This is a genomic window from Actinacidiphila paucisporea, from assembly GCF_900142575.1.
In the GTDB taxonomy this organism is placed as follows: Bacteria; Actinomycetota; Actinomycetes; order Streptomycetales; family Streptomycetaceae; genus Actinacidiphila; species Actinacidiphila paucisporea.
The window spans coordinates 38,627-55,473 of sequence record NZ_FRBI01000028.1 but is presented as its reverse complement, the minus strand read 5'-3'; the positions used below and the strand labels follow the sequence as shown (position 1 = coordinate 55,473).

Annotated in this window: 20 protein-coding genes and 1 riboswitch; of the genes, 11 read left to right on the top strand and 9 right to left on the bottom strand. The window is 72.9% G+C overall.

Annotated elements, in window-relative coordinates; translation table 11 throughout:
- Nucleotides 1-79 precede the first annotated feature (79 nt).
- The 4 genes from BUE44_RS29835 to BUE44_RS29820 form a co-directional block, all read right to left on the bottom strand.
- The gene (locus BUE44_RS29835) at nucleotides 80-1,801 is read right to left on the bottom strand and encodes an urease subunit alpha (RefSeq protein ID WP_073502141.1); all 1,722 of its coding nucleotides are present in this window, start codon (nucleotides 1,799-1,801) and stop codon (nucleotides 80-82) included.
- A complete protein-coding gene (locus tag BUE44_RS29830; RefSeq protein WP_073502140.1) occupies nucleotides 1,794-2,105 on the bottom strand; it encodes an urease subunit beta in 312 nt (103 codons plus the stop codon). Before BUE44_RS29830 ends, BUE44_RS29835 begins: the two co-directional genes overlap by 8 nt.
- Nucleotides 2,106-2,114: 9 nt before the next feature.
- Nucleotides 2,115-2,417 (bottom strand): urease subunit gamma, encoded by a 303-nt coding sequence (locus tag BUE44_RS29825; protein WP_073502139.1) that lies wholly within the window; start codon nucleotides 2,415-2,417, stop codon nucleotides 2,115-2,117.
- Between the two features lie 106 nt (nucleotides 2,418-2,523).
- The gene (locus BUE44_RS29820) at nucleotides 2,524-2,814 is read right to left on the bottom strand and encodes a type II toxin-antitoxin system Phd/YefM family antitoxin (RefSeq protein WP_107415884.1); all 291 of its coding nucleotides are present in this window, start codon (nucleotides 2,812-2,814) and stop codon (nucleotides 2,524-2,526) included.
- A 59-nt stretch (nucleotides 2,815-2,873) separates the two neighbouring features.
- Here BUE44_RS29820 and BUE44_RS29815 point away from each other — a divergent pair, with 59 nt between their 5' ends.
- The 3 genes from BUE44_RS29815 to BUE44_RS29805 all read left to right on the top strand — a co-directional run bounded on the left by BUE44_RS29815 (nucleotide 2,874) and on the right by BUE44_RS29805 (nucleotide 4,871).
- Nucleotides 2,874-3,509: an ATP-dependent Clp protease proteolytic subunit gene (locus BUE44_RS29815; RefSeq protein WP_073502138.1), complete on the top strand. Its 636-nt coding sequence runs from the start codon at nucleotides 2,874-2,876 to the stop codon at nucleotides 3,507-3,509.
- 6 nt (nucleotides 3,510-3,515) lie between these two features.
- The gene (locus BUE44_RS29810) at nucleotides 3,516-3,836 is read left to right on the top strand and encodes a hypothetical protein (RefSeq protein ID WP_073502137.1); all 321 of its coding nucleotides are present in this window, start codon (nucleotides 3,516-3,518) and stop codon (nucleotides 3,834-3,836) included.
- A gap of 378 nt (nucleotides 3,837-4,214) precedes the next feature.
- Nucleotides 4,215-4,388: riboswitch (cyclic di-AMP (ydaO/yuaA leader) on the top strand.
- Nucleotides 4,389-4,391: 3 nt separating this feature from the next.
- On the top strand, nucleotides 4,392-4,871 hold the full coding sequence (locus BUE44_RS29805) for a C40 family peptidase (protein ID WP_073502136.1): 480 nt from the start codon (nucleotides 4,392-4,394) through the stop codon (nucleotides 4,869-4,871).
- Between the two features lie 120 nt (nucleotides 4,872-4,991).
- Here BUE44_RS29805 and BUE44_RS29800 read toward each other — a convergent pair whose 3' ends face one another.
- Nucleotides 4,992-6,101 (bottom strand): DUF1996 domain-containing protein, encoded by a 1,110-nt coding sequence (locus BUE44_RS29800; RefSeq protein ID WP_073502135.1) that lies wholly within the window; start codon nucleotides 6,099-6,101, stop codon nucleotides 4,992-4,994.
- Between the two features lie 363 nt (nucleotides 6,102-6,464).
- Nucleotides 6,465-6,893: an ATP-binding protein gene (locus BUE44_RS29795; RefSeq protein ID WP_073502134.1), complete on the bottom strand. Its 429-nt coding sequence runs from the start codon at nucleotides 6,891-6,893 to the stop codon at nucleotides 6,465-6,467.
- Nucleotides 6,894-7,172: 279 nt separating this feature from the next.
- On the opposite strand from BUE44_RS29795, the gene BUE44_RS29790 reads away from it, so the two are divergent.
- Both BUE44_RS29790 and BUE44_RS29785 read left to right on the top strand, forming a co-directional pair.
- Nucleotides 7,173-8,057 carry a helix-turn-helix domain-containing protein gene (locus BUE44_RS29790; RefSeq protein WP_073502186.1) on the top strand — a complete coding sequence of 295 codons (885 nt, stop codon included), beginning with the start codon at nucleotides 7,173-7,175 and terminating at the stop codon, nucleotides 8,055-8,057.
- Complete coding sequence (locus tag BUE44_RS29785) at nucleotides 8,054-8,305, top strand: DUF397 domain-containing protein (protein WP_073502133.1); 252 nt, start codon at nucleotides 8,054-8,056, stop codon at nucleotides 8,303-8,305. Before BUE44_RS29790 ends, BUE44_RS29785 begins: the two co-directional genes overlap by 4 nt.
- 168 nt (nucleotides 8,306-8,473) lie before the next feature.
- Here BUE44_RS29785 and BUE44_RS29780 read toward each other — a convergent pair whose 3' ends face one another.
- Nucleotides 8,474-9,652 carry an 8-amino-7-oxononanoate synthase gene (locus BUE44_RS29780; RefSeq protein ID WP_073502132.1) on the bottom strand — a complete coding sequence of 393 codons (1,179 nt, stop codon included), beginning with the start codon at nucleotides 9,650-9,652 and terminating at the stop codon, nucleotides 8,474-8,476.
- Between the two features lie 169 nt (nucleotides 9,653-9,821).
- Between BUE44_RS29780 and bioB the strand changes: the two genes are divergently transcribed.
- From bioB to bioD, 3 genes are all read left to right on the top strand, one after another.
- The gene (gene bioB, locus BUE44_RS29775; protein ID WP_073502131.1) at nucleotides 9,822-11,000 is read left to right on the top strand and encodes a biotin synthase BioB; all 1,179 of its coding nucleotides are present in this window, start codon (nucleotides 9,822-9,824) and stop codon (nucleotides 10,998-11,000) included.
- Nucleotides 10,993-12,315 (top strand): adenosylmethionine--8-amino-7-oxononanoate transaminase, encoded by a 1,323-nt coding sequence (locus BUE44_RS29770; RefSeq protein ID WP_073502130.1) that lies wholly within the window; start codon nucleotides 10,993-10,995, stop codon nucleotides 12,313-12,315. The genes bioB and BUE44_RS29770 overlap by 8 nt, the downstream gene beginning before the upstream one ends.
- A 78-nt stretch (nucleotides 12,316-12,393) precedes the next feature.
- Nucleotides 12,394-13,125 carry a dethiobiotin synthase gene (gene bioD / locus BUE44_RS29765; protein WP_079190195.1) on the top strand — a complete coding sequence of 244 codons (732 nt, stop codon included), beginning with the start codon at nucleotides 12,394-12,396 and terminating at the stop codon, nucleotides 13,123-13,125.
- A gap of 66 nt (nucleotides 13,126-13,191) precedes the next feature.
- Here bioD and BUE44_RS29760 read toward each other — a convergent pair whose 3' ends face one another.
- Both BUE44_RS29760 and BUE44_RS29755 read right to left on the bottom strand, forming a co-directional pair.
- Nucleotides 13,192-13,569 carry a fic family toxin-antitoxin system, toxin component gene (locus tag BUE44_RS29760; protein WP_073502128.1) on the bottom strand — a complete coding sequence of 126 codons (378 nt, stop codon included), beginning with the start codon at nucleotides 13,567-13,569 and terminating at the stop codon, nucleotides 13,192-13,194.
- Nucleotides 13,566-13,817: an antitoxin gene (locus BUE44_RS29755; RefSeq protein ID WP_073502127.1), complete on the bottom strand. Its 252-nt coding sequence runs from the start codon at nucleotides 13,815-13,817 to the stop codon at nucleotides 13,566-13,568. The genes BUE44_RS29760 and BUE44_RS29755 overlap by 4 nt, the downstream gene beginning before the upstream one ends.
- 123 nt (nucleotides 13,818-13,940) lie before the next feature.
- On the opposite strand from BUE44_RS29755, the gene BUE44_RS29750 reads away from it, so the two are divergent.
- The 3 genes from BUE44_RS29750 (at nucleotide 13,941) to BUE44_RS29740 (ending at nucleotide 16,841) form a co-directional block, all read left to right on the top strand.
- Entirely contained in the window at nucleotides 13,941-14,384 is a 444-nt protein-coding gene (locus tag BUE44_RS29750; RefSeq protein WP_073502126.1) for a GNAT family N-acetyltransferase, read from the top strand.
- Nucleotides 14,385-14,496: 112 nt separating this feature from the next.
- Nucleotides 14,497-15,828 carry a hemolysin family protein gene (locus BUE44_RS29745; protein ID WP_073502125.1) on the top strand — a complete coding sequence of 444 codons (1,332 nt, stop codon included), beginning with the start codon at nucleotides 14,497-14,499 and terminating at the stop codon, nucleotides 15,826-15,828.
- Nucleotides 15,825-16,841, top strand: a complete 1,017-nt coding sequence (locus BUE44_RS29740) for a hemolysin family protein (RefSeq protein ID WP_073502124.1) — start codon at nucleotides 15,825-15,827, stop codon at nucleotides 16,839-16,841. Before BUE44_RS29745 ends, BUE44_RS29740 begins: the two co-directional genes overlap by 4 nt.
- Nucleotides 16,842-16,847: the final 6 nt, after the last annotated feature.

Sequence of the window (16,847 nt, the reverse complement as noted above, 5' to 3'; positions counted from 1 at the left end):
GGCTCCGGCTCCGGCTCCGGCTCCGGCTCCGGCTCCGGCTCCGGCGGTACGTTCGGTGAGATCCGTCATCGTCCGGGCCTCAGAAGAGGAAGTACCGCTGGGCCATGGGCAGTTCGGCCGCGGGGGCCGGCTCCACGACCTCGCCGTCGATGCGGACGGTGAAGGTGTCGGGGTCGACCCTGACGTCGGGGAGGGCCGTGTTCTCCCGCATGTCGGCCTTCGTGACCGCCCGGGTGTCGCCGGCCGCCGTGAAGTGCTTGCCGAGGCCGAGGCGTTCGGGCAGCCCGGCGTCGAGGGCCGACGGGCTCACGAAGTTGAGGGAGTTCGCGGCCGGGGCGGCGCCGATGGCACCGAACATCGGCCGGGGAAGGACGGGTTGGGGGGTGGGGATGGAGGCGTTCGCGTCGCCCATCTGGGCGTAGGCGATCTGGCCGCCCTTGATGACGAGGTTGGGCTTGACGCCGAAGAAGGCGGGGTCCCACAGGACGAGGTCGGCGAGTTTGCCCGGCTCGACGGAGCCGATCTCGTGGTCGAGGCCCTGCGCGACGGCCGGGTTGATGGTGTACTTCGCGACGTACCGCCGGGCCCGGTGGTTGTCGGCGGCGCCGTCGCCGGGCAGCGCGCCGCGGCGGCGTTTCATGACGTGGGCGGTCTGCCAGGTGCGCAGCGCGATCTCGCCGATGCGGCCCATGGCCTGCGAGTCGGAGCTGATGATGCTGATCGCGCCGAGGTCGTGCAGGACGTCCTCGGCGGCGATGGTCGACGGGCGGATGCGGGACTCGGCGAAGGCGAGGTCCTCAGGAACGGCCGGGTTGAGGTGGTGGCAGACCATCAGCATGTCGAGGTGCTCCTCGACGGTGTTGACGGTGTGCGGCCGGGTCGGGTTGGTGGACGACGGCAGCACGTTGGGGTGCGACACGACGCTGATGATGTCGGGCGCGTGCCCGCCGCCCGCGCCTTCGGTGTGGTAGGCGTGGATGCCGCGGCCCGCGATGGCGGCGAGGGTGTCCTCGACGAAGCCCGCTTCGTTCAGGGTGTCGGTGTGCAGGGCCAGTTGCGCCCCGGTCTGCTCGCACACCGCGAGGCATGCGTCGATCGCGGCGGGCGTCGCGCCCCAGTCCTCGTGGATCTTGAAGCCGACCGCGCCGGCCCGCAACTGGGCGTGCAGGGCGGCCGGGTTGACGGTGTTGCCCTTGCCGAGCAGCCCGACGTTGACCGGATACGCCTCCAGCGCCGCGAACATCCGCGCCAGGTGCCAGCCGCCCGGCGTGATGGTGGTGGCCTTGGTGCCCTCGGCGGGGCCGGTGCCGCCGCCGAGCACGGTGGTCACACCCGACGCCAGGGCCTCGTCCATCAGGGTCGGCGAGATGAAGTGGACGTGGGCGTCGATGGTCCCCGCGGTGAGGATCTTCCCGTTGCCCGCGATGACCTCGGTCTCCGGGCCGATGACCAGGTCGGGGTGGACGCCGTCCATGGTCTCGGGGTTGCCGGCCTTGCCCAGTGCGGTGATCCGGCCGTCCCGCAGCCCGACGTCGGCCTTGACGACGCCCCAGTGGTCCAGGACGACCGCACCGGTGATCACGGTGTCGGGCGCGCCCTCGGCGCGGGTGGTGCGGCCCTGGCCCATGGACTCGCGGATGACCTTGCCGCCGCCGAAGACGGCCTCGTCGCCGGCGAGGCCGGGGCCGCCCGCGAGGTCGCGTTCGACCTCGATCAGCAGGTCGGTGTCGGCGAGCCGGATGCGGTCGCCGGTGGTGGGGCCGTACAGGTCGGCGTAGACGGGGCGGCTCAGTTCAGCCATCGAGGGCTCCCCCTGTCTCGCCGCGCAGGCCCGCGACCACGCGGGTACCGGCGATCGGCACCAGTTCGACTTCGGCGGGGATGCCGGGCTCGAAGCGTACGGCGGTGCCTGCGGCGATGTTCAGCCGCTGCCCGCGGGCGGCGGCGCGGTCGAAGCTCAGGCCGGGATTGGCCTCGGCGAAGTGGTAATGGGAGCCGACCTGTACCGGGCGGTCGGCGGTGTTGACCACCGCGATCCTGGTCACCGGACGGCCGGTGTTGAGTACGACCGGCGCCTGGGCGTGGATGATTTCTCCGGGAATCACGCCGCCCCCTCAGACGATCGGCTCGTGCACGGTGACGAGCTTGGTGCCGTCGGGGAAGGTCGCCTCGACCTGGACGTCGTGGATCATCTCGGGGATGCCGTCCATGACGTCGTCGCGGGTCAGGACGCCGCGGCCGGACTCCATGAGTTCGGCGACGCTGCGGCCGTCGCGGGCGCCCTCCAGGATGTGGGCGGTGATCAGCGCGACGGACTCGGGATGGTTCAGCCGCAGTCCGCGGGCGCGCCGCCGCTCGGCCACGTCTGCCGCGACATGGATGAGCAGGCGTTCCTGCTCGTGGGGGGTCAACCGCACAGCCGCACCTCACAGTCTCGTGCCTGGCCCGTGAGATTAGTTCGGCGGCGTTTCGCACGCGTTAACGGCTGTTACGGGCGCCGGTCGCCCTGTGCCGGAGCGGCCGTCACCGGCGCCGGTCCCCGGTGCCGGGCCCGCGGTGCTCGGCGGCGATGCCGAACCTGCGGCGTTCGCCCGTGGCGGACGGCCGGGTCTCCACGGTGGACACCGTACTGACCACCTGCTCCTCGGCCTGCTCGTCGAGCTGGCGCAGTCGTTGCAGGTCAGCGGCGGAGACCAGGGCGACGAGCGGCTTGCCGTGCCGGGTCAGCACCACCTGTTCGCCGCCGTAGACCACGCGGTTGATCAGGTCGGCGAGCTCCGCACGCGCTTGTGTCACCGGGACGTCATGGGTCATGCTCCCCATCATAACGAGATGTACGTCCTGTACATTTTGAACGCAAGGAGGTGCTTGCCATGTTCCGACCCACCGCCCGCTACGTGCTGCCGGAGTTCACCGAGCGCAGCAGCAGCGGCGTCCGCACCATGGACCCGTACTCCAAGCTGCTCCAGGAGCGGATCGTCTTCCTGGGCACCCCGATCGACGACACCTCGGCCAACGACGTGATGGCCCAGCTCATCCATCTGGAGAGCGCTTCCCCGGACCAGGACATCCACCTGTACGTCAACTCCCCCGGCGGCTCCTTCTCCGCGATGACCGCCATCTACGACACGATGCAGTTCGTCACCTGCGACGTCGCGACGGTGTGCATCGGGCAGGCGGCGTCGGCGGCCGCGGTGCTGCTGGCGGCGGGCGCGCCGGGGAAGCGCATGATCACCCCGGGGGCGCGGATCCTGATCCACCAGCCGTCGCTGGGCGACGTGGTGCAGGGCGACGTCTCCGACCTGGAGATCCAGGCAGGCGAACTTCTCCGCACCCGGGAGCGGTTGGAGACGCTGCTGACCCGCCACACCGGCCAGGACGTCGACCGGATCCGTACCGACATCGAGCGCGACAAGGTCTTCGACGCCGAATCCGCCGTCACCTACGGCCTGGTGGACCGGCTGACCACCAGCCGCAAGGCCAACGGCCCCGCCTACGGCCTGCGGTGAGGGCCCGTGGTGCCGGAACTGCCGCCGCTGCCGGCGCTCACCCGCTCAGAGGGCGAGCTGATCGACTGCTATCTGGAGGTCGTTGACCTGCTGGGCCGGATCAACCCGTCGCGCACGACGGACACCTACGGCGCCCTGCGGGCCGCCCAGGCGCTGGTGGGCAGGGCGGTGGCGCTGCGGGAGGCGCTGACGGTGATGCATCTGCGCGGCGAGACGGACCTGCACCACGCCACGCTGGGGCGGGCGCTGCGGGTGCTCGACGGCGAACGCCGGTCGTCGCTCGCGGCGGTGCCGCCGGAGCCGGGGGCACCGCCGGCCGCGCACTGAGCGGGCGGATCAAGGGCGACCGGAGGTGGGCCGGAGGGGGGCCGGCGCCCGCGTTCGTCACTCAGCGGCGCCGCCGACCCCGGTTCGGCCGAACATCGGGTCAGCCCATTGGCGGATCGGCAACCCGGCGCCGGACGGCGGCGCGGTTGCGCGCCCGTTTGCCCCCGGGCCGCAAGCGCGCAGGTCACACGGGCTGCCGAAAACACGGTCCACCCGGAAGGCGCAACGCCGTCACCCGGGCGGCCGCAGTGTGACGAGACTCACATCGGGCGTTTCTCGACCGGCGCCGGCGCGCGGCGTGCGTCACGATCCGTGGTGACGACAAGCCCCCGCCGCCGTGGCGGGGCGGTCCGCACGGACGCCGAATCCCGCCGGCGTGCGGATGCCAGGTCGAAGCGAGTGCAACGGCGGGAGCGGAGGACCCAGGCACGACGGGACGCGCCCGCAGCACGTACGGGCCGTCTCTTGGGGTGAAGCCGCTGCATGCGGCCGGGCATCTTCGCCTGCTCGAACCCGACAGGTCATCCTTCGCAGGCTGACGACGAAGGGTTGCACATGACCGCGCCTCTCGCGCTGTCCGCACGGCTGTCCCGGATCGGGGCAGCGTCCGTGCTCACCGCCGCGGCGGTGACCGTACCGGCGCTGCTGCCGGGCGCCGCACAGCAGGCGGGAGCCGCCACCCTGGCCGCGAAGGCCCTCGGCGTGGCGGCCTCCAAGCAGGGTTCGCCCTACCAGTGGGGCGCGGCCGGCCCCAACCGCTTCGACTGCTCGGGCCTGACGCTGTACTCGTTCAGGCAGGCGGGCAGGAAGCTGCCGCGCACCGCCGCGGCCCAGTACGGCAGCACCACGCACGTCGCCGCGTCCGCGCGCAGGGCGGGCGACCTGGTGTTCTTCCACTCCGGTTCGTCCAGCTCGTCGGTCTACCACGTCGGGATCTACGCCGGCGGCGGCGAGATCTGGCACGCCCCGAAGACGGGCGCGCGGGTCAGGCTGGAGCGCATCTGGACCCGGAGCGTGTGGTACGGCCGGGTGTGACCTCCGCCGGCGCGGCGGTGCGCGGCCCGAGGCGAAGGCGGGCACGCGCACCGGATGACCTTGGAGAGCGCTCTCCCGGAGGGTCGAAGAGAACCCGCCCGGGAGAGCGCCCAGGGCGGGTCAGTGGATGAGGCGGTAGTTGCCGTCGAGAACGGCACCCCTGCCGGGCTGCGACTGGTCGTAGCCGTGGGCGTCGCACTGCAGGCCGCCGTTGATGCAGTGGGTGACCATCGCGGCCTGGGTCGCGGTGTCCCAGTCGGCGAAGAAGTCGTAGTGGAAGGAGAAGCCGGCGCCGCTGGCCAGGTGCACCTGCGACATGTCGCCGTTGACCGGCCAGGCCATCTTGAACTCGATCATCGGCAGCGCGACCGGGTGGTCGGCCGGGCAGACGTTCTGGTTCGCCCCGGAAGCGACCGGATAAGCCATGTGGCTCTTGTGGTCAGGGGTGTCGAGGTGGATGCCGTCCCAGCAACTGGGCGCCTGCAGCCGGATGTTCAGCTGCGTGTCGGGGGTGTTGGGGCAGCTCGCCGGGAAGTTCCAGTTGTGGTAGCTGGTCCCGCACTCCCAACCCTCGACGGTGCCTTTGAGGTTCTTGAACTCGTCCTGGGTCTGCATCGGGCTGCCGACCACGAACCGCAGGCCCTTGGGGAACGGCCGCACCGACGTGTAGTCGTTGACCGACGACTTGTAGTAGATCGTCTGCGGTCCTACGGGGAGGATCTTCTGGGCGCCGTTGAACAGACTCGGCATCCAGTAGGCCGACTTGTCGCCCGGCGCCAGACACGCGGTCCCACCGGCCGCCTCCAACGAGGCCGTCGTGGAGTTGGCGTTGGTGCTGGTGTTGCCCATGAACGTGTGGTCATGGGACTTGCCGGGCTGGCCCGGGTAGACGATCGGGTCGTCGGGGGCGGTGTGGTCCGGCGCGCACTTGGCCTGGAACTCGTGGAAGTACGCGTGCGGCGGGTCGTACATCGAGGGCGTCACGCCGGTCACCGGCGGATTGGCCATGATGTAACCGTCACCGTCCGGGTCGTCGCCGGACGTCTGGTTCGACACCGCCATACCCGGCATCTCCGCCATCGCCTGACCGGCCGCCGGCGCCGCCTTCTGCGGTGTCGCGGCGGACGGCGTGTCCGCCGTCGCGTTCGCGGTCAGCAGCGCGCCGCCGCCGACCGTGACCAGTGCGAGGGCGACGAGCAGCCCGGGGATCCTTCTCGGCCTCCGTGGCATGGAAACCTCCTTCTGTGCGCAGTGGGGGGTGTTGCGGGCATGACAGCCCACTCGCCGGGTTGCGCGGCACCGGCGTTCCTGAGGAACTCGGAAGGGCCTCGGAGAGCGCTCTCCCGCGCTCGGATGTTCCGCCCCCGCTACGGATGTGTCAACAGTTGGTGAAGTGACACCGGCAGCCCCGCTGTCGACTCCCGTCGCCCGAACACCCGCCGACCTGGGCGGTGTTCGCGTGTGAGGATCCTGTGAAGGTCGCCCGTTTCCGTGGACGGCCCACCCGGGGCTCGCTCCCCGGCCCGTTCGCGACCGACTCCGTGCCCCCGCCCGCAGGCCGCCGCGGGCCGCCGCTAGCCGCCCGCCGGCAGCTCAGCCGACCGGGACCGCCCACGGAAGCATGATCCACACCGTCTTCCCCCCGTCGTCGGTCGGCGTGACCTGGAGGCTGCCGCCGGACTCCGCGGTGAGGTGGCGGACGATCACCATTCCGCGGCCGTTGTCCTGCTGCACCGCCGCGACCTCCTGCCGCGGCCAGCGCGGGTGACTGTCGGTGACGCCGATGTGCAACTGCTCGGAGCGCTCGAGCCGTACGTCGACGGTGAAGGTCGGCGACAGCCCCGAGGTGTGCAGAACCGCGTTGGTGGCCAGCTCCGACACGATCAGGCGTACCGCGTCGACGGCCGGGGCCCCGGCCGGCAGCCCCCACTCGGCGAGCACACCGCACACATAGCGTCTGGCCGTCGTCACCGACGCGGGGTCGCTCGGCAGGGTGACGGATGCTTCCTGAAGATCTGCCATGGCGACGCTTCCCTTTCCCGCCGTGACCTGGCTCCGGTGCGCACCTGCGCCGGAGCGGGACGGCCCGGGAATTGGGCCGCCACGCTTACGTCGGGTTCGCGCCAGAATGACACTCATCGTGCCGCCAATACGGGCGCTCCACAGGTGTCTGCATATATCTGTCGCTCGAAACGGTGAACTCTGCTACGTGAGAGCGCATTTGGTCGGCACACTGTCGTATCGAGTGAATAAGGCGGCGTGCAGGGCCGCATGCCGCACACCGAGGAGGCGTGGGAAACGATGGAAAGAGTGCCCGCCGTACGCAGGCGCAGGCTCGGCGCGGAGCTGCGCCGGCTGCGTGATCTCGCCGGACTGACCAGCGGCGAGGCCGCGGAACGGGCCGGCTGGCACCAGTCGAAGGTCAGCCGGATCGAGACCGGCCGCAGCAGCGTACGGGCCGAGGACGTCAACCTGCTGCTGGACGTCTACGCGGTACGCGACCGCGACGTTCGCGACCTGCTGCGCACACTGGCCGGGTACGGCCACCAGCGCGGCTGGTGGCACGACTTCCGCGAGGTGCTGCCGGTCGAATACCGTGACTTCATCAGCCTGGAGACCGGGGCCTGCCGGGCCAGATCGATGGAGACCAGCGTGGTGCCAGGGTTGCTCCAGACTCCGGCGTACGCGCACGCGCTGACGGTGGACGTCATGCCGCACCTCGGGCGGCGCGAGGTGGACGCGTTGGTGGACGTACGCATCGCCCGGCAGACGGTGCTGCACCAGGACCCGCCGCTCGAGCTGACCGCGGTGCTCGACGAGGCGGTGCTGCGGCGCGAGGTCGGCGGCCCCGAGGTGATGGCAGGTCAGCTGCGGAGCCTGGCAGAGGCCGCGGAGCTGCCGCAGGTGTCCCTGCACGTGCTGCCATTTGCCGCGGGCGGGCACATAGGGGTGACGGGGTCTTTCGTCATCTTCTCCTTTCCGCGCATTGCTGATCTGGATGTGGTTGTTCTCGACCATCTGACGAGTAGTCTCTGTGTCGATCGGAAAGAGGACATCACCGCTTACGCCGCCGCGTTCGCCCGATTGCGTGATCGTGCGCTTCCCTGTGCGGAATCGGCTGCGCTGATCGCTGGAATCGGTTCCGAGTTCTCGCGGATGCCGCGGCCCACGAAGGAGGCACTATGACCGCGCTGTCCCTGTCCCCGTCGCCGCCCCGGCACATTTCCTCCAGTGCGACGCTCGTGGGCGTGGCCTGGCGGCGCAGCAGCCACAGCACGGCCGCGAACAACTGCGTGGAGGCCGCCGCGTTGCCCTCCGGGCGGGTCGCGGTTCGCGACTCCAAGGACGTCGCGGGTCCCGCGCTGCTCTTTCCCACGGCCGCGTGGACCTCTTTCGTCCACGCCCTGGCGGACGGGGCCCTGCGCTCCGCCTGAGGCGTTCGCCGCAGCTCCCCGCGGGGTGCTGTGACGGACTCCACGGTGCCGCCGCGTAGGCGGACGGTCCCACAGTCCCCCGAGCCCCTGGGAGGCGCCCCTTGCGGGGGGTGCCTCCCAGGGGCCGTTGCCGTGGTCACGCGCGGTTCCCGCGCCCCTGGAGACGCGCTAGGCAGTGGTGGTGGCGAGGGGCGGGGCGGTGCTGATGAGAAGGGATGCCGACGTGGCGATCTGCTCGTCGGTCAGGGTGGCGTTGGCCGTGAGGCGGAGGCGGGAGATGCCGTCGGGGACGGACGGGGGACGGAAGCAGCCGACGGACAGGCCGGCGGAACGGCAGTCGGCGGCCCAGGTGACGGCTGCGGATGGCGAGGGCGCGCGGACGGAGACGACGCAGGCGTCGGGCGGGGCGGCGTCGAGACCGGCCGCGGTGAGGAGGCGGTGGAAGGTGCGGGCCGCGGCGAGGGCGCGGGCCGGCCTGTCAGGCTCGCGGCGCAGGAGGCGCAGTGCGCCGAGGGCGGCGCCGGCCGCGGCGGGGGCGAGGCCGGTGTCGAAGATGAAGGTGCGGGCCGCGTTGACCAGGTGGTCGATGACGGCGGCCGGGCCGAGGACGACGCCGCCCTGGGCGCCGAGCGACTTGGAGAGGGTCGCCGTGCACACCACGTCGGGGGCCCCGGCGAGGCCGGCCGCGTGGAGGGCGCCGCGGCCGCCGTCGCCGAGGACGCCGAGGCCGTGGGCGTCGTCGACCAGGAGTGCGGCGCCGCTGTCGCGGGCGGCGGCGGCGAGTTCGGCGAGTGGGGCCGCGTCGCCGTCGACGGAGAAGACCGCGTCGCTGACGACGACCGCCCGTCCGGTGTGTCCGGCGAGCGCCTTGCGCACGGCGTCGGGGTCGGCGTGCGGCACGACCTCGGTGCGGGCCCTGGACAGCCGGCAGCCGTCGATGAGCGAGGCGTGGTTGGCGGCGTCGGAGACCAGCAGGGTGCCCTGGGCGGTGAGCGCGGTGACGGCCGCGAGGTTGGCGGCGTAGCCGGACGCCAGTACCAGGGCGGCCTCGAAGCCGGTGAAGTCGGCGATCTCCGCTTCGAGTTCGGCGTGCAGCGCGGTGCTGCCGGTGACCAGCCGGGAGCCGGTGGCGCCGGCGCCCCAGGTCAGGCACGCGTCGGCGCCGGCCTGGGTGACCTCCGGGTGGCGGCTCAGGCCGAGGTAGTCGTTGCCCGCGAGGTCGAGCAGCGGCGACTGCGCGGGCCTGGGGCGCAGTTCGCGGTGCAGGCCGGCGGCGGCGCGTACGGCGGTGTGCTCCGCGATCCACCCGAACGGGTCGTGCGGTGCGGTGGGCGGTGTGCTTTTCACTGCGGTCCCCGGGGTCGTGGCGGTCGGGCGGCGGGCGGGCCGACCGCGTCCACCTGCAACGTACTGGCCCGCAATCGTGCACAGGGTGTGGTGATGCACACACCAGGGGCCACCGCTGTTGTGCGGTCCGTCATTGGCCGCGGGGCGTCCGGTAGGCGAGGATCCCTCCATGGATCTGCTGACCGCACTGGTGGACAAGGGGCTGCGACGCGAGCTGCCCAGCCGTGAAGAGGCGCTGGCCGTACTGGCGACCTCCGACGATGACCTGCTGGACGTGGTGGCCGCGGCGGGCCGGGTGCGCCGCCAGTGGTTCGGCCGCCGGGTGAAGTTGAACTACCTGGTCAACCTCAAGTCGGGGCTGTGTCCCGAGGACTGCTCGTACTGCTCGCAGCGGCTCGGCTCGCAGGCGGGCATCCTGAAGTACACGTGGCTCAAACCCGGTGAGGCGGCCGCCGCGGCGAGCGCCGGGGTGGCGGGCGGCGCCAAGCGGGTCTGCCTGGTGGCCAGCGGGCGCGGCCCGACCGACCGGGACGTGGACCGGGTCTCGGAGACCATCGCGGCGATCAAGGACCAGAACGAGGGCGTCGAGGTGTGCGCGTGCCTGGGGCTGCTGTCCGGCGGCCAGGCCGACCGGCTGCGGGCGGCGGGCGCGGACGCGTACAACCACAACCTCAACACCTCGGAGGGCACGTACGGTTCGATCACCACCACCCATACGTACGCCGATCGGGTGGACACCGTGCAGCAGGCGCAGGCGGCGGGGCTCTCCGCGTGCTCCGGGCTGATCGCGGGCATGGGTGAGAGCGACGAGGACCTGGTGGACGTGGTGTTCGGGCTGCGCGAGCTGGACCCCGACTCGGTGCCGGTGAACTTCCTGATCCCCTTCGAGGGCACCCCGCTGGCGAAGGAGTGGAATCTCACCCCGCAGCGGTGCCTGCGGATCCTGGCGATGGTCAGGTTCGTCTGCCCGGACGTGGAGGTGCGACTCGCGGGCGGCCGCGAGGTGCACCTGCGGACGATGCAGCCGCTGGCGCTGCACCTGGTCAACTCGATCTTCCTGGGCGACTATCTGACCAGTGAGGGCCAGGCGGGCCAGGCCGACCTCGACATGATCGCGGACGCGGGCTTCGAGGTGGAGGGCGCGGACACCGTGACGCTGCCCGCCCACCGGGGCTCCGGGATGTGCGGTACGGGCGAGGGCGCCTGCGGCGGCGAAGACGCCTGCCACGACGAGGCGGACGCCGGGACCGTACCTGCCGTGGACGCCGGGGCCGTACCGGCGGCGCGTACCGATCTGGTCGCGGTGCGCCGCCGCGGCGCGGGGACGGACCTGCCGCCCAATGCCTGAGCCCTACGCGGCGGCCGGCCCGCTGCCGCCCGACGTGCTGCTCGGCCTCGACCGGCAGCACGTCTGGCATCCGTACGGCCCGATGCCCGGCCGCCAGGAGCCGCTGGTGGTCGAGTCGGCGTCGGGGGTGCGGCTGCGGCTGGCGGCGCCGGCGCAGGGGCGTACCGAACTGGTCGACGGGATGTCGTCGTGGTGGTCGGCGATCCACGGCTACCGGCACCCGGTGCTGGACGACGCGGTGCGCGACCAGCTGGACCGGATGAGCCATGTGATGTTCGGCGGCCTGACGCACGAGCCGGCCGTCCGCCTGGCGGCCCGGCTGGTGGAGATCACGCCGGAGCCGCTGCGGCATGTCTTCCTGGCCGACTCGGGTTCGGTGTCCGTGGAGGTCGCGGTCAAGATGTGCCTGCAGTTCTGGCGTTCGCTGGGCCGGCCGGCCAAGCGCCGGCTGCTGACCTGGCGCGGCGGCTACCACGGCGACACCTGGCAGCCGATGTCGGTGTGCGACCCGGACGGCGGCATGCACCAGCTGTGGTCGGGGGTGCTGCCGGAACAGGTCTTCGCCGACGCGCCGCCCCCCGGCTTCGACGCCGGTCCCGACCCGCGGTACGCGGCGCACTTGCGGGAGCTGATCGGCCGCCATGCCGCCGAGCTGGCCGCGGTGGTCGTGGAGCCCGTCGTGCAGGGAGCGGGGGGTATGGCCTTCCACTCCCCCGGGTATCTGCGGGTGCTGCGGGAGGCCTGTGACGAACACGACGTGCTGCTGGTCTTCGACGAGATCGCCACCGGCTTCGGGCGTACCGGCGAGCTGTTCGCGGCCGGGCACGCCGGGGTCAGCCCGGACGTGATGTGCGTCGGCAAGGCGCTGACCGGCGGTTATCTGACGATGGCGGCCGCGCTGTGCACCAGCCGGGTCGCGGAGGGGATCTCCCGCGGCGAGGTGCCGGTGCTCGCGCACGGGCCGACCTTCATGGGCAACCCGCTGGCCGCGGCCGTCGCCAACGCCTCGCTCGACGTGCTGCTCGGCCAGGACTGGGCACAGCAGGTCAAGCGGATCGAGGCCGGCCTGCGGGACGGCCTGGCGGAGGTCGCCGCGCTGCCCGGGGTGCGCGACGTGCGGGTGCTCGGCGCGATCGGGGTGGTCCAGCTCGACCACCCGGTGGACATGGCGGCGGCGACCGCGGCCGCGGTGCGGGCCGGGGTGTGGCTGCGGCCTTTCCGCGACCTGGTCTACACGATGCCGCCGTACGTGACCGGGGACGAGGACGTGGCGCGGATCTGCGCGGGGGTCAGGGACGCCGCTTGTGCGGCGTGAGCGCGTCACGGATGGGCATGGTTCCCGGGGCGCCCTGCGCGGCGGGCACGCATGACGACGAGGAACGGAGCGACACCTATGGCCATCGTGGTCATCACCGGTACGGGCACCGAGGTCGGCAAGACGATGGCGACCGCCGCGGTGGCCGCCGCGTCCCTGGCGCAGGGGCTGAGCGTGGCGGTGCTCAAGCCCGCGCAGACCGGGGTCGCCGAGGGCGAGCCGGGTGACGCGGCCGAGGTGGCCCGGCTGGCCGGCCCGGTGACCGCGGTGGAGCTGGCGCGCTATCCCGAGCCGCTGGCGCCGGCCACCGCCGCCGCCCGGTCCGGGCTGCCCACGCTGGGTCCCGACGAGATCGCCGAGGCCGCCGCGAAGCTCGCCGCGGTCCACGACGTGGTGTTGGTGGAGGGCGCGGGCGGGCTGCTGGTGCGGTACGACGCGCAGGGTTCGACGCTCGCGGACGCGGCCCGGATGCTGCGGGCCAAGGTGCTGCTGGTGGCGCCGCCGGGGCTGGGCACGCTGAACGCCGGGGCGCTGACCGCGGAGGCGCTGGAGAGCCGGAAGATCAGCTGCGCCGGGGTGATCTTCGGCAGCTGGCGCGGCGACCCCGACCTCGCCGAGCGCTGCAACGTCGTCGACCTGCCGGAGGTCGTGGGGGCGCCGCTGCTCGGCGCGCTGCCGCAGGCGGTGGCGGCGCTGTCCCCGGCCGCCTTCCGTGCCGCGGCGCCGGACTGGCTGGCGCCGCAGCTGGGCGGTACGTGGGACGCGGCGGCCTTCGCGGCGGCGTACGCACCGCCGGCGTACGGCGGGTAGGGCCGGCCCGGGCCGCGGGGTCTCGGCGGGACAGGTCCTGGCCTGGGCGGGGCCTGGCCAGGACGGTCAGACGGTGACGGTCCAGGCGCGCAGCTCGTCGGCGATGCGGTGGACGCTCACCGTGCCGTCCTTGACCAGCCTGGCCAGGTCGCGGACCTGTTCGGGCGTGGTGGCAACGTAGAGGCCGCCCGCCACCAGGTAGGCGTAGGCGACGGCGCTGGCGAAGAGCGCGTTGGAGCGTTCCAGGGCGGGGACGTGCAGCAGCAGCTGGAGCAGGGCGGCGGCGCGGGTGTGGTCGTCGCCGTAGACGGGCAGGCCGAATATCTCGGCGTCGTGCCGTGCGACCGCGGCCACCAGAGCGCCCCAGTCGGTGACCTGGGGGTCGCCGGGGGTGTTGTGCTCGGCGACCATGAGCAGCCAGGCCAGGTCGATGCGCAGGCTCAACGGGTGCCTTCACCCCGGGTTTCCTCGCGGGTTTCCTCCCGGGTGCCGAATTCCTCGGCGAAGACCTCCTCGTACCGCCTCATGAAGTCGGCCGCCGCCTGGACGAAGGCCCGGCCGTTCTCGCCCTCGTCCCGCTGGACCAGTTCCTCGATGTAGCGGTTCACGCTGATGCCGCGCTGCGAGGCGCGCTCCCTCGCGGTCTCGGCGGTGGCTTCGTCCACCCGCACATTCAACTGGGTCTTCGCCATGCCTCCAAGCTAGCGCCGATCCGCTAGTAGCGGCAAGAGTGCTTGACCGCGTGCGTACCGTCCGGCCGTCTCGTATCGCGGAATTCCGGGCTCCGGGAGGCGGGCCGGTGGTCGGATACGGGCATGACCACTCCTCCCATCAGGGCCGCGGGTCCCGCCGACGCCGCCGCCGTCCTGGCCTTCTGGCAGGTGGCCGCCGAGGGCGCCAGCATCAGCGACGACGAGGCCGGCTTCGCCCGGCTGGTCGGCACCGACCCGGGCGCGCTGCTGCTCGCCGAGCGCGACGGCGAGCTGGTGGGGACCGTGATCGCCGGCTTCGACGGCTGGCGGTGCCACCTCTACCGGCTGGCCGTGCACCCCGGCGCCCGGCGCCAGGGCGTCGCGCGGGCGCTGCTGGACGCGGCGGAGGCGCGCTTCGCCGCGCTCGGCGGCCGCCGGGGCGACGCGATGGTGCTGGAGCGCAACGAGCGCGCGCAGTACGCCTGGCGGGCCGCGGGTTACGCGCCCGAGCCGCAGTGGCGGCGCTGGACGAAGCCGCTGCGCCAGCTCCCGGCGTCCGGCTCCTGAAGCCGCCGCCCGGAACCCGGCGTCCGGGTCCGGGCGGATTCCGGCGGCCGGTGATGGCGCGTAATGCGTGCGGGCGGGCGGCGGCTGACCGATCATGGGGCCGAGGTGTCCGATGACCGAAGCGCTGCTCCTGCTCGTGGCCCTGCTCCTCAGTCTCGCCTGCGGCGTCTTCGTCGCGGCGGAATTCTCGCTGACCACGATCGAGCGCGGCGAGCTGGAGCGGGCCGCGCAGCGCGGTGAGCGGGGGGCCGCTGCGGCGCTGGCCGGGGTGCGGTCGCTGACGATCCAGCTGTCGGGGGCGCAGCTGGGCATCACGGTGACCGGGCTGGTCATCGGCATGCTGGCCCGCGGGTCGATCGCCGAACTGCTGCGCGGGCCGCTGCGCTCGGCCGGGGTGCCGGACTCCACGGCGTCGTCGCTGGCACTGGTGCTGGGCACGGCGCTGTCCACGGTCGTGCTGATGGTGGTCGGCGAGCTGGTGCCGAAGAACTGGGCGATCGCCCGGCCGCTGCCGGTCGCCAAAGCCGTCGCGGCGCCGCAGCGCACCTTCACCACGGCCTTCAGGCCGCTGATCCACCACCTGAACAACACCGCGAACCGGGTACTGCGGCGGATGGGCCTGGAGCCGGCCGAGGAGCTGGCGTCGGCCCGCAGCCCGCAGGAGCTGGCGGCGATGGCCCGGCATTCGGCGAAGGCCGGCACGCTGGAGCCGGACTCCGCCGAGCTGTTCGTGCGCACCCTGAGCCTGGCCGACCTGACGGCGGAGAACGTGATGACGCCGCGGGTCCAGGTCACCGCGCTGGAAGCGCTGGCGACCGCCGCCGACGTCGCGAACGCCACCCGGGCCACCGGACTGTCCCGCTTCCCGGTCTACCGCGGCAGCCTGGACGCGGTGATCGGCACGGTTCACATCAAGGACGTGCTGGCGGTGCCGGCCGACGGGCGGGCACGTACCCCGGTGACGACGCTGCTGCGGGACGCGCTGCTGGTGCCCGAGTCGCTGACGGTGGACCGGCTGCTCGACCGGCTGTCGGAGTCGCGGTCGATGGCGGTGGTCATCGACGAGTACGGCGGTACGGCCGGCGTGGTGACGCTGGAGGACATCGTCGAGGAGGTGGTCGGCGAGGTCACCGACGAGCACGACCCCCGGCAGCCTCCCGACCTGCTCTTCGTCCGGGAGGAGCCGGACGGCCGGCGGGTCTACGACGCGGACGGCGCGACCCGTACCGAGGACCAGCTGCGGCGGATCGGCCTGCAGGTGCCCGACGGGCCGTACGAGACGCTCGCGGGGCTGATCGCTGAGCGGCTCGGCCGGATCCCGGTGCGGGGCGACACCGTGCGGCTCGGGGGCTGGCTGCTCGAGGTCACCGACGACGCGGGGCACCGGGCGGCGCGGGTGCGGCTGGTGTCGCCGCCGGCCGGGCGGCGGGAGCCGTCCGTATGACGGTGGTCGAGTTGCTCGTGGGGCTGCTCACCTTGGTGGTGAACGCCTTCTTCGTCGGCGCGGAGTTCGCGATGATCTCGGTGCGGCGGGGCCAGGTCGAGTCGGACGCGGAGGCGGGCGACCGGCGGGCCGGGCGGGTGCTGTGGGGCCTTGAGCACCTCGCGGCCTTGCTGGCCGCGGCCCAGCTCGGCATCACCGCCTGCACCCTGGTGCTGGGCATCGTCGCGGAGCCGGCCATCGCCCATCTGCTGGAGCCGGTGCTGCACGGGGTGGGCGTGCCCGACGGGACGATCCATGTGATCGCCTTCGTGGTGTCGCTGGCGCTGGCGACGTATCTGCACATGCTCTTCGGCGAGATGGTGCCGAAGAACATCGCGCTGGCCGACCCGGTGCGCTCCGCGCTGCTGCTCGGGCCGCCGCTGGTGGCTTTCACCCGCGCGCTGAGACCGGTGATCTTCGGGATCAACGCGCTGGCGAACGGGCTGCTTCGGCTGCTGCGGGTGGAGCCGCGCTCCGAGGTGGCCGCGGTCTTCTCCGACGACGAGCTGGCCCGGATGGTCGGGGACGCCGGTGCCGCGGGGCTGCTCGACGAGCGGGCCGCCGAGCGGCTGCGGGACGCGCTGGAGCTGGGGCGCCGCCCGGTCGGCGAGATCGTGCTGCCGGCCGACCGGGTCGTCCGCGCCCCGCTGGGCATCACCCCCGAGGGCCTTGAGGCGCTGGCGGCCCGCTCGGGATTCTCGCGGTTCCCGGTGGCCGACGCCGACGGGCGGGTGCTGGGCTATCTGCACGTGAAGGACGCGCTGGACGCCGAGCCGCGGGACGCCCCCTTCCCCCGCGCGGCGCTGCGGCCCATCACCCGGGTCGGCGCGGCGACCCCGCTGGACGACGTCCTCACCGCGATGCGCGCGGCCAGCGCGCACCTGGCCGCGGTGGTCGACGCCGACGGCCGCGGGGTCGGCCTGGTCACGATGGAGGACGTGCTCAAGCAGCTGGTCGGGCCGGGCCCCGCGTAGGGCGCT

Coding starts and splice junctions, on each gene's coding strand:
- BUE44_RS29795 (WP_073502134.1), bottom strand. CDS start 6,893: ATGGCAGATCTTCAGGAAGCATCCGTCACCCTGCCGAGCGACCCCGCG.
- BUE44_RS29805 (WP_073502136.1), top strand. CDS start 4,392: ATGACCGCGCCTCTCGCGCTGTCCGCACGGCTGTCCCGGATCGGGGCA.
- BUE44_RS29790 (WP_073502186.1), top strand. CDS start 7,173: ATGGAAAGAGTGCCCGCCGTACGCAGGCGCAGGCTCGGCGCGGAGCTG.
- BUE44_RS29745 (WP_073502125.1), top strand. CDS start 14,497: ATGACCGAAGCGCTGCTCCTGCTCGTGGCCCTGCTCCTCAGTCTCGCC.
- BUE44_RS29835 (WP_073502141.1), bottom strand. CDS start 1,801: ATGGCTGAACTGAGCCGCCCCGTCTACGCCGACCTGTACGGCCCCACC.
- BUE44_RS29750 (WP_073502126.1), top strand. CDS start 13,941: ATGACCACTCCTCCCATCAGGGCCGCGGGTCCCGCCGACGCCGCCGCC.
- BUE44_RS29815 (WP_073502138.1), top strand. CDS start 2,874: ATGTTCCGACCCACCGCCCGCTACGTGCTGCCGGAGTTCACCGAGCGC.
- bioB (WP_073502131.1), top strand. CDS start 9,822: ATGGATCTGCTGACCGCACTGGTGGACAAGGGGCTGCGACGCGAGCTG.
- BUE44_RS29770 (WP_073502130.1), top strand. CDS start 10,993: ATGCCTGAGCCCTACGCGGCGGCCGGCCCGCTGCCGCCCGACGTGCTG.
- BUE44_RS29755 (WP_073502127.1), bottom strand. CDS start 13,817: ATGGCGAAGACCCAGTTGAATGTGCGGGTGGACGAAGCCACCGCCGAG.
- BUE44_RS29820 (WP_107415884.1), bottom strand. CDS start 2,814: ATGACCCATGACGTCCCGGTGACACAAGCGCGTGCGGAGCTCGCCGAC.
- BUE44_RS29785 (WP_073502133.1), top strand. CDS start 8,054: ATGACCGCGCTGTCCCTGTCCCCGTCGCCGCCCCGGCACATTTCCTCC.
- bioD (WP_079190195.1), top strand. CDS start 12,394: ATGGCCATCGTGGTCATCACCGGTACGGGCACCGAGGTCGGCAAGACG.
- BUE44_RS29800 (WP_073502135.1), bottom strand. CDS start 6,101: ATGCCACGGAGGCCGAGAAGGATCCCCGGGCTGCTCGTCGCCCTCGCA.
- BUE44_RS29740 (WP_073502124.1), top strand. CDS start 15,825: ATGACGGTGGTCGAGTTGCTCGTGGGGCTGCTCACCTTGGTGGTGAAC.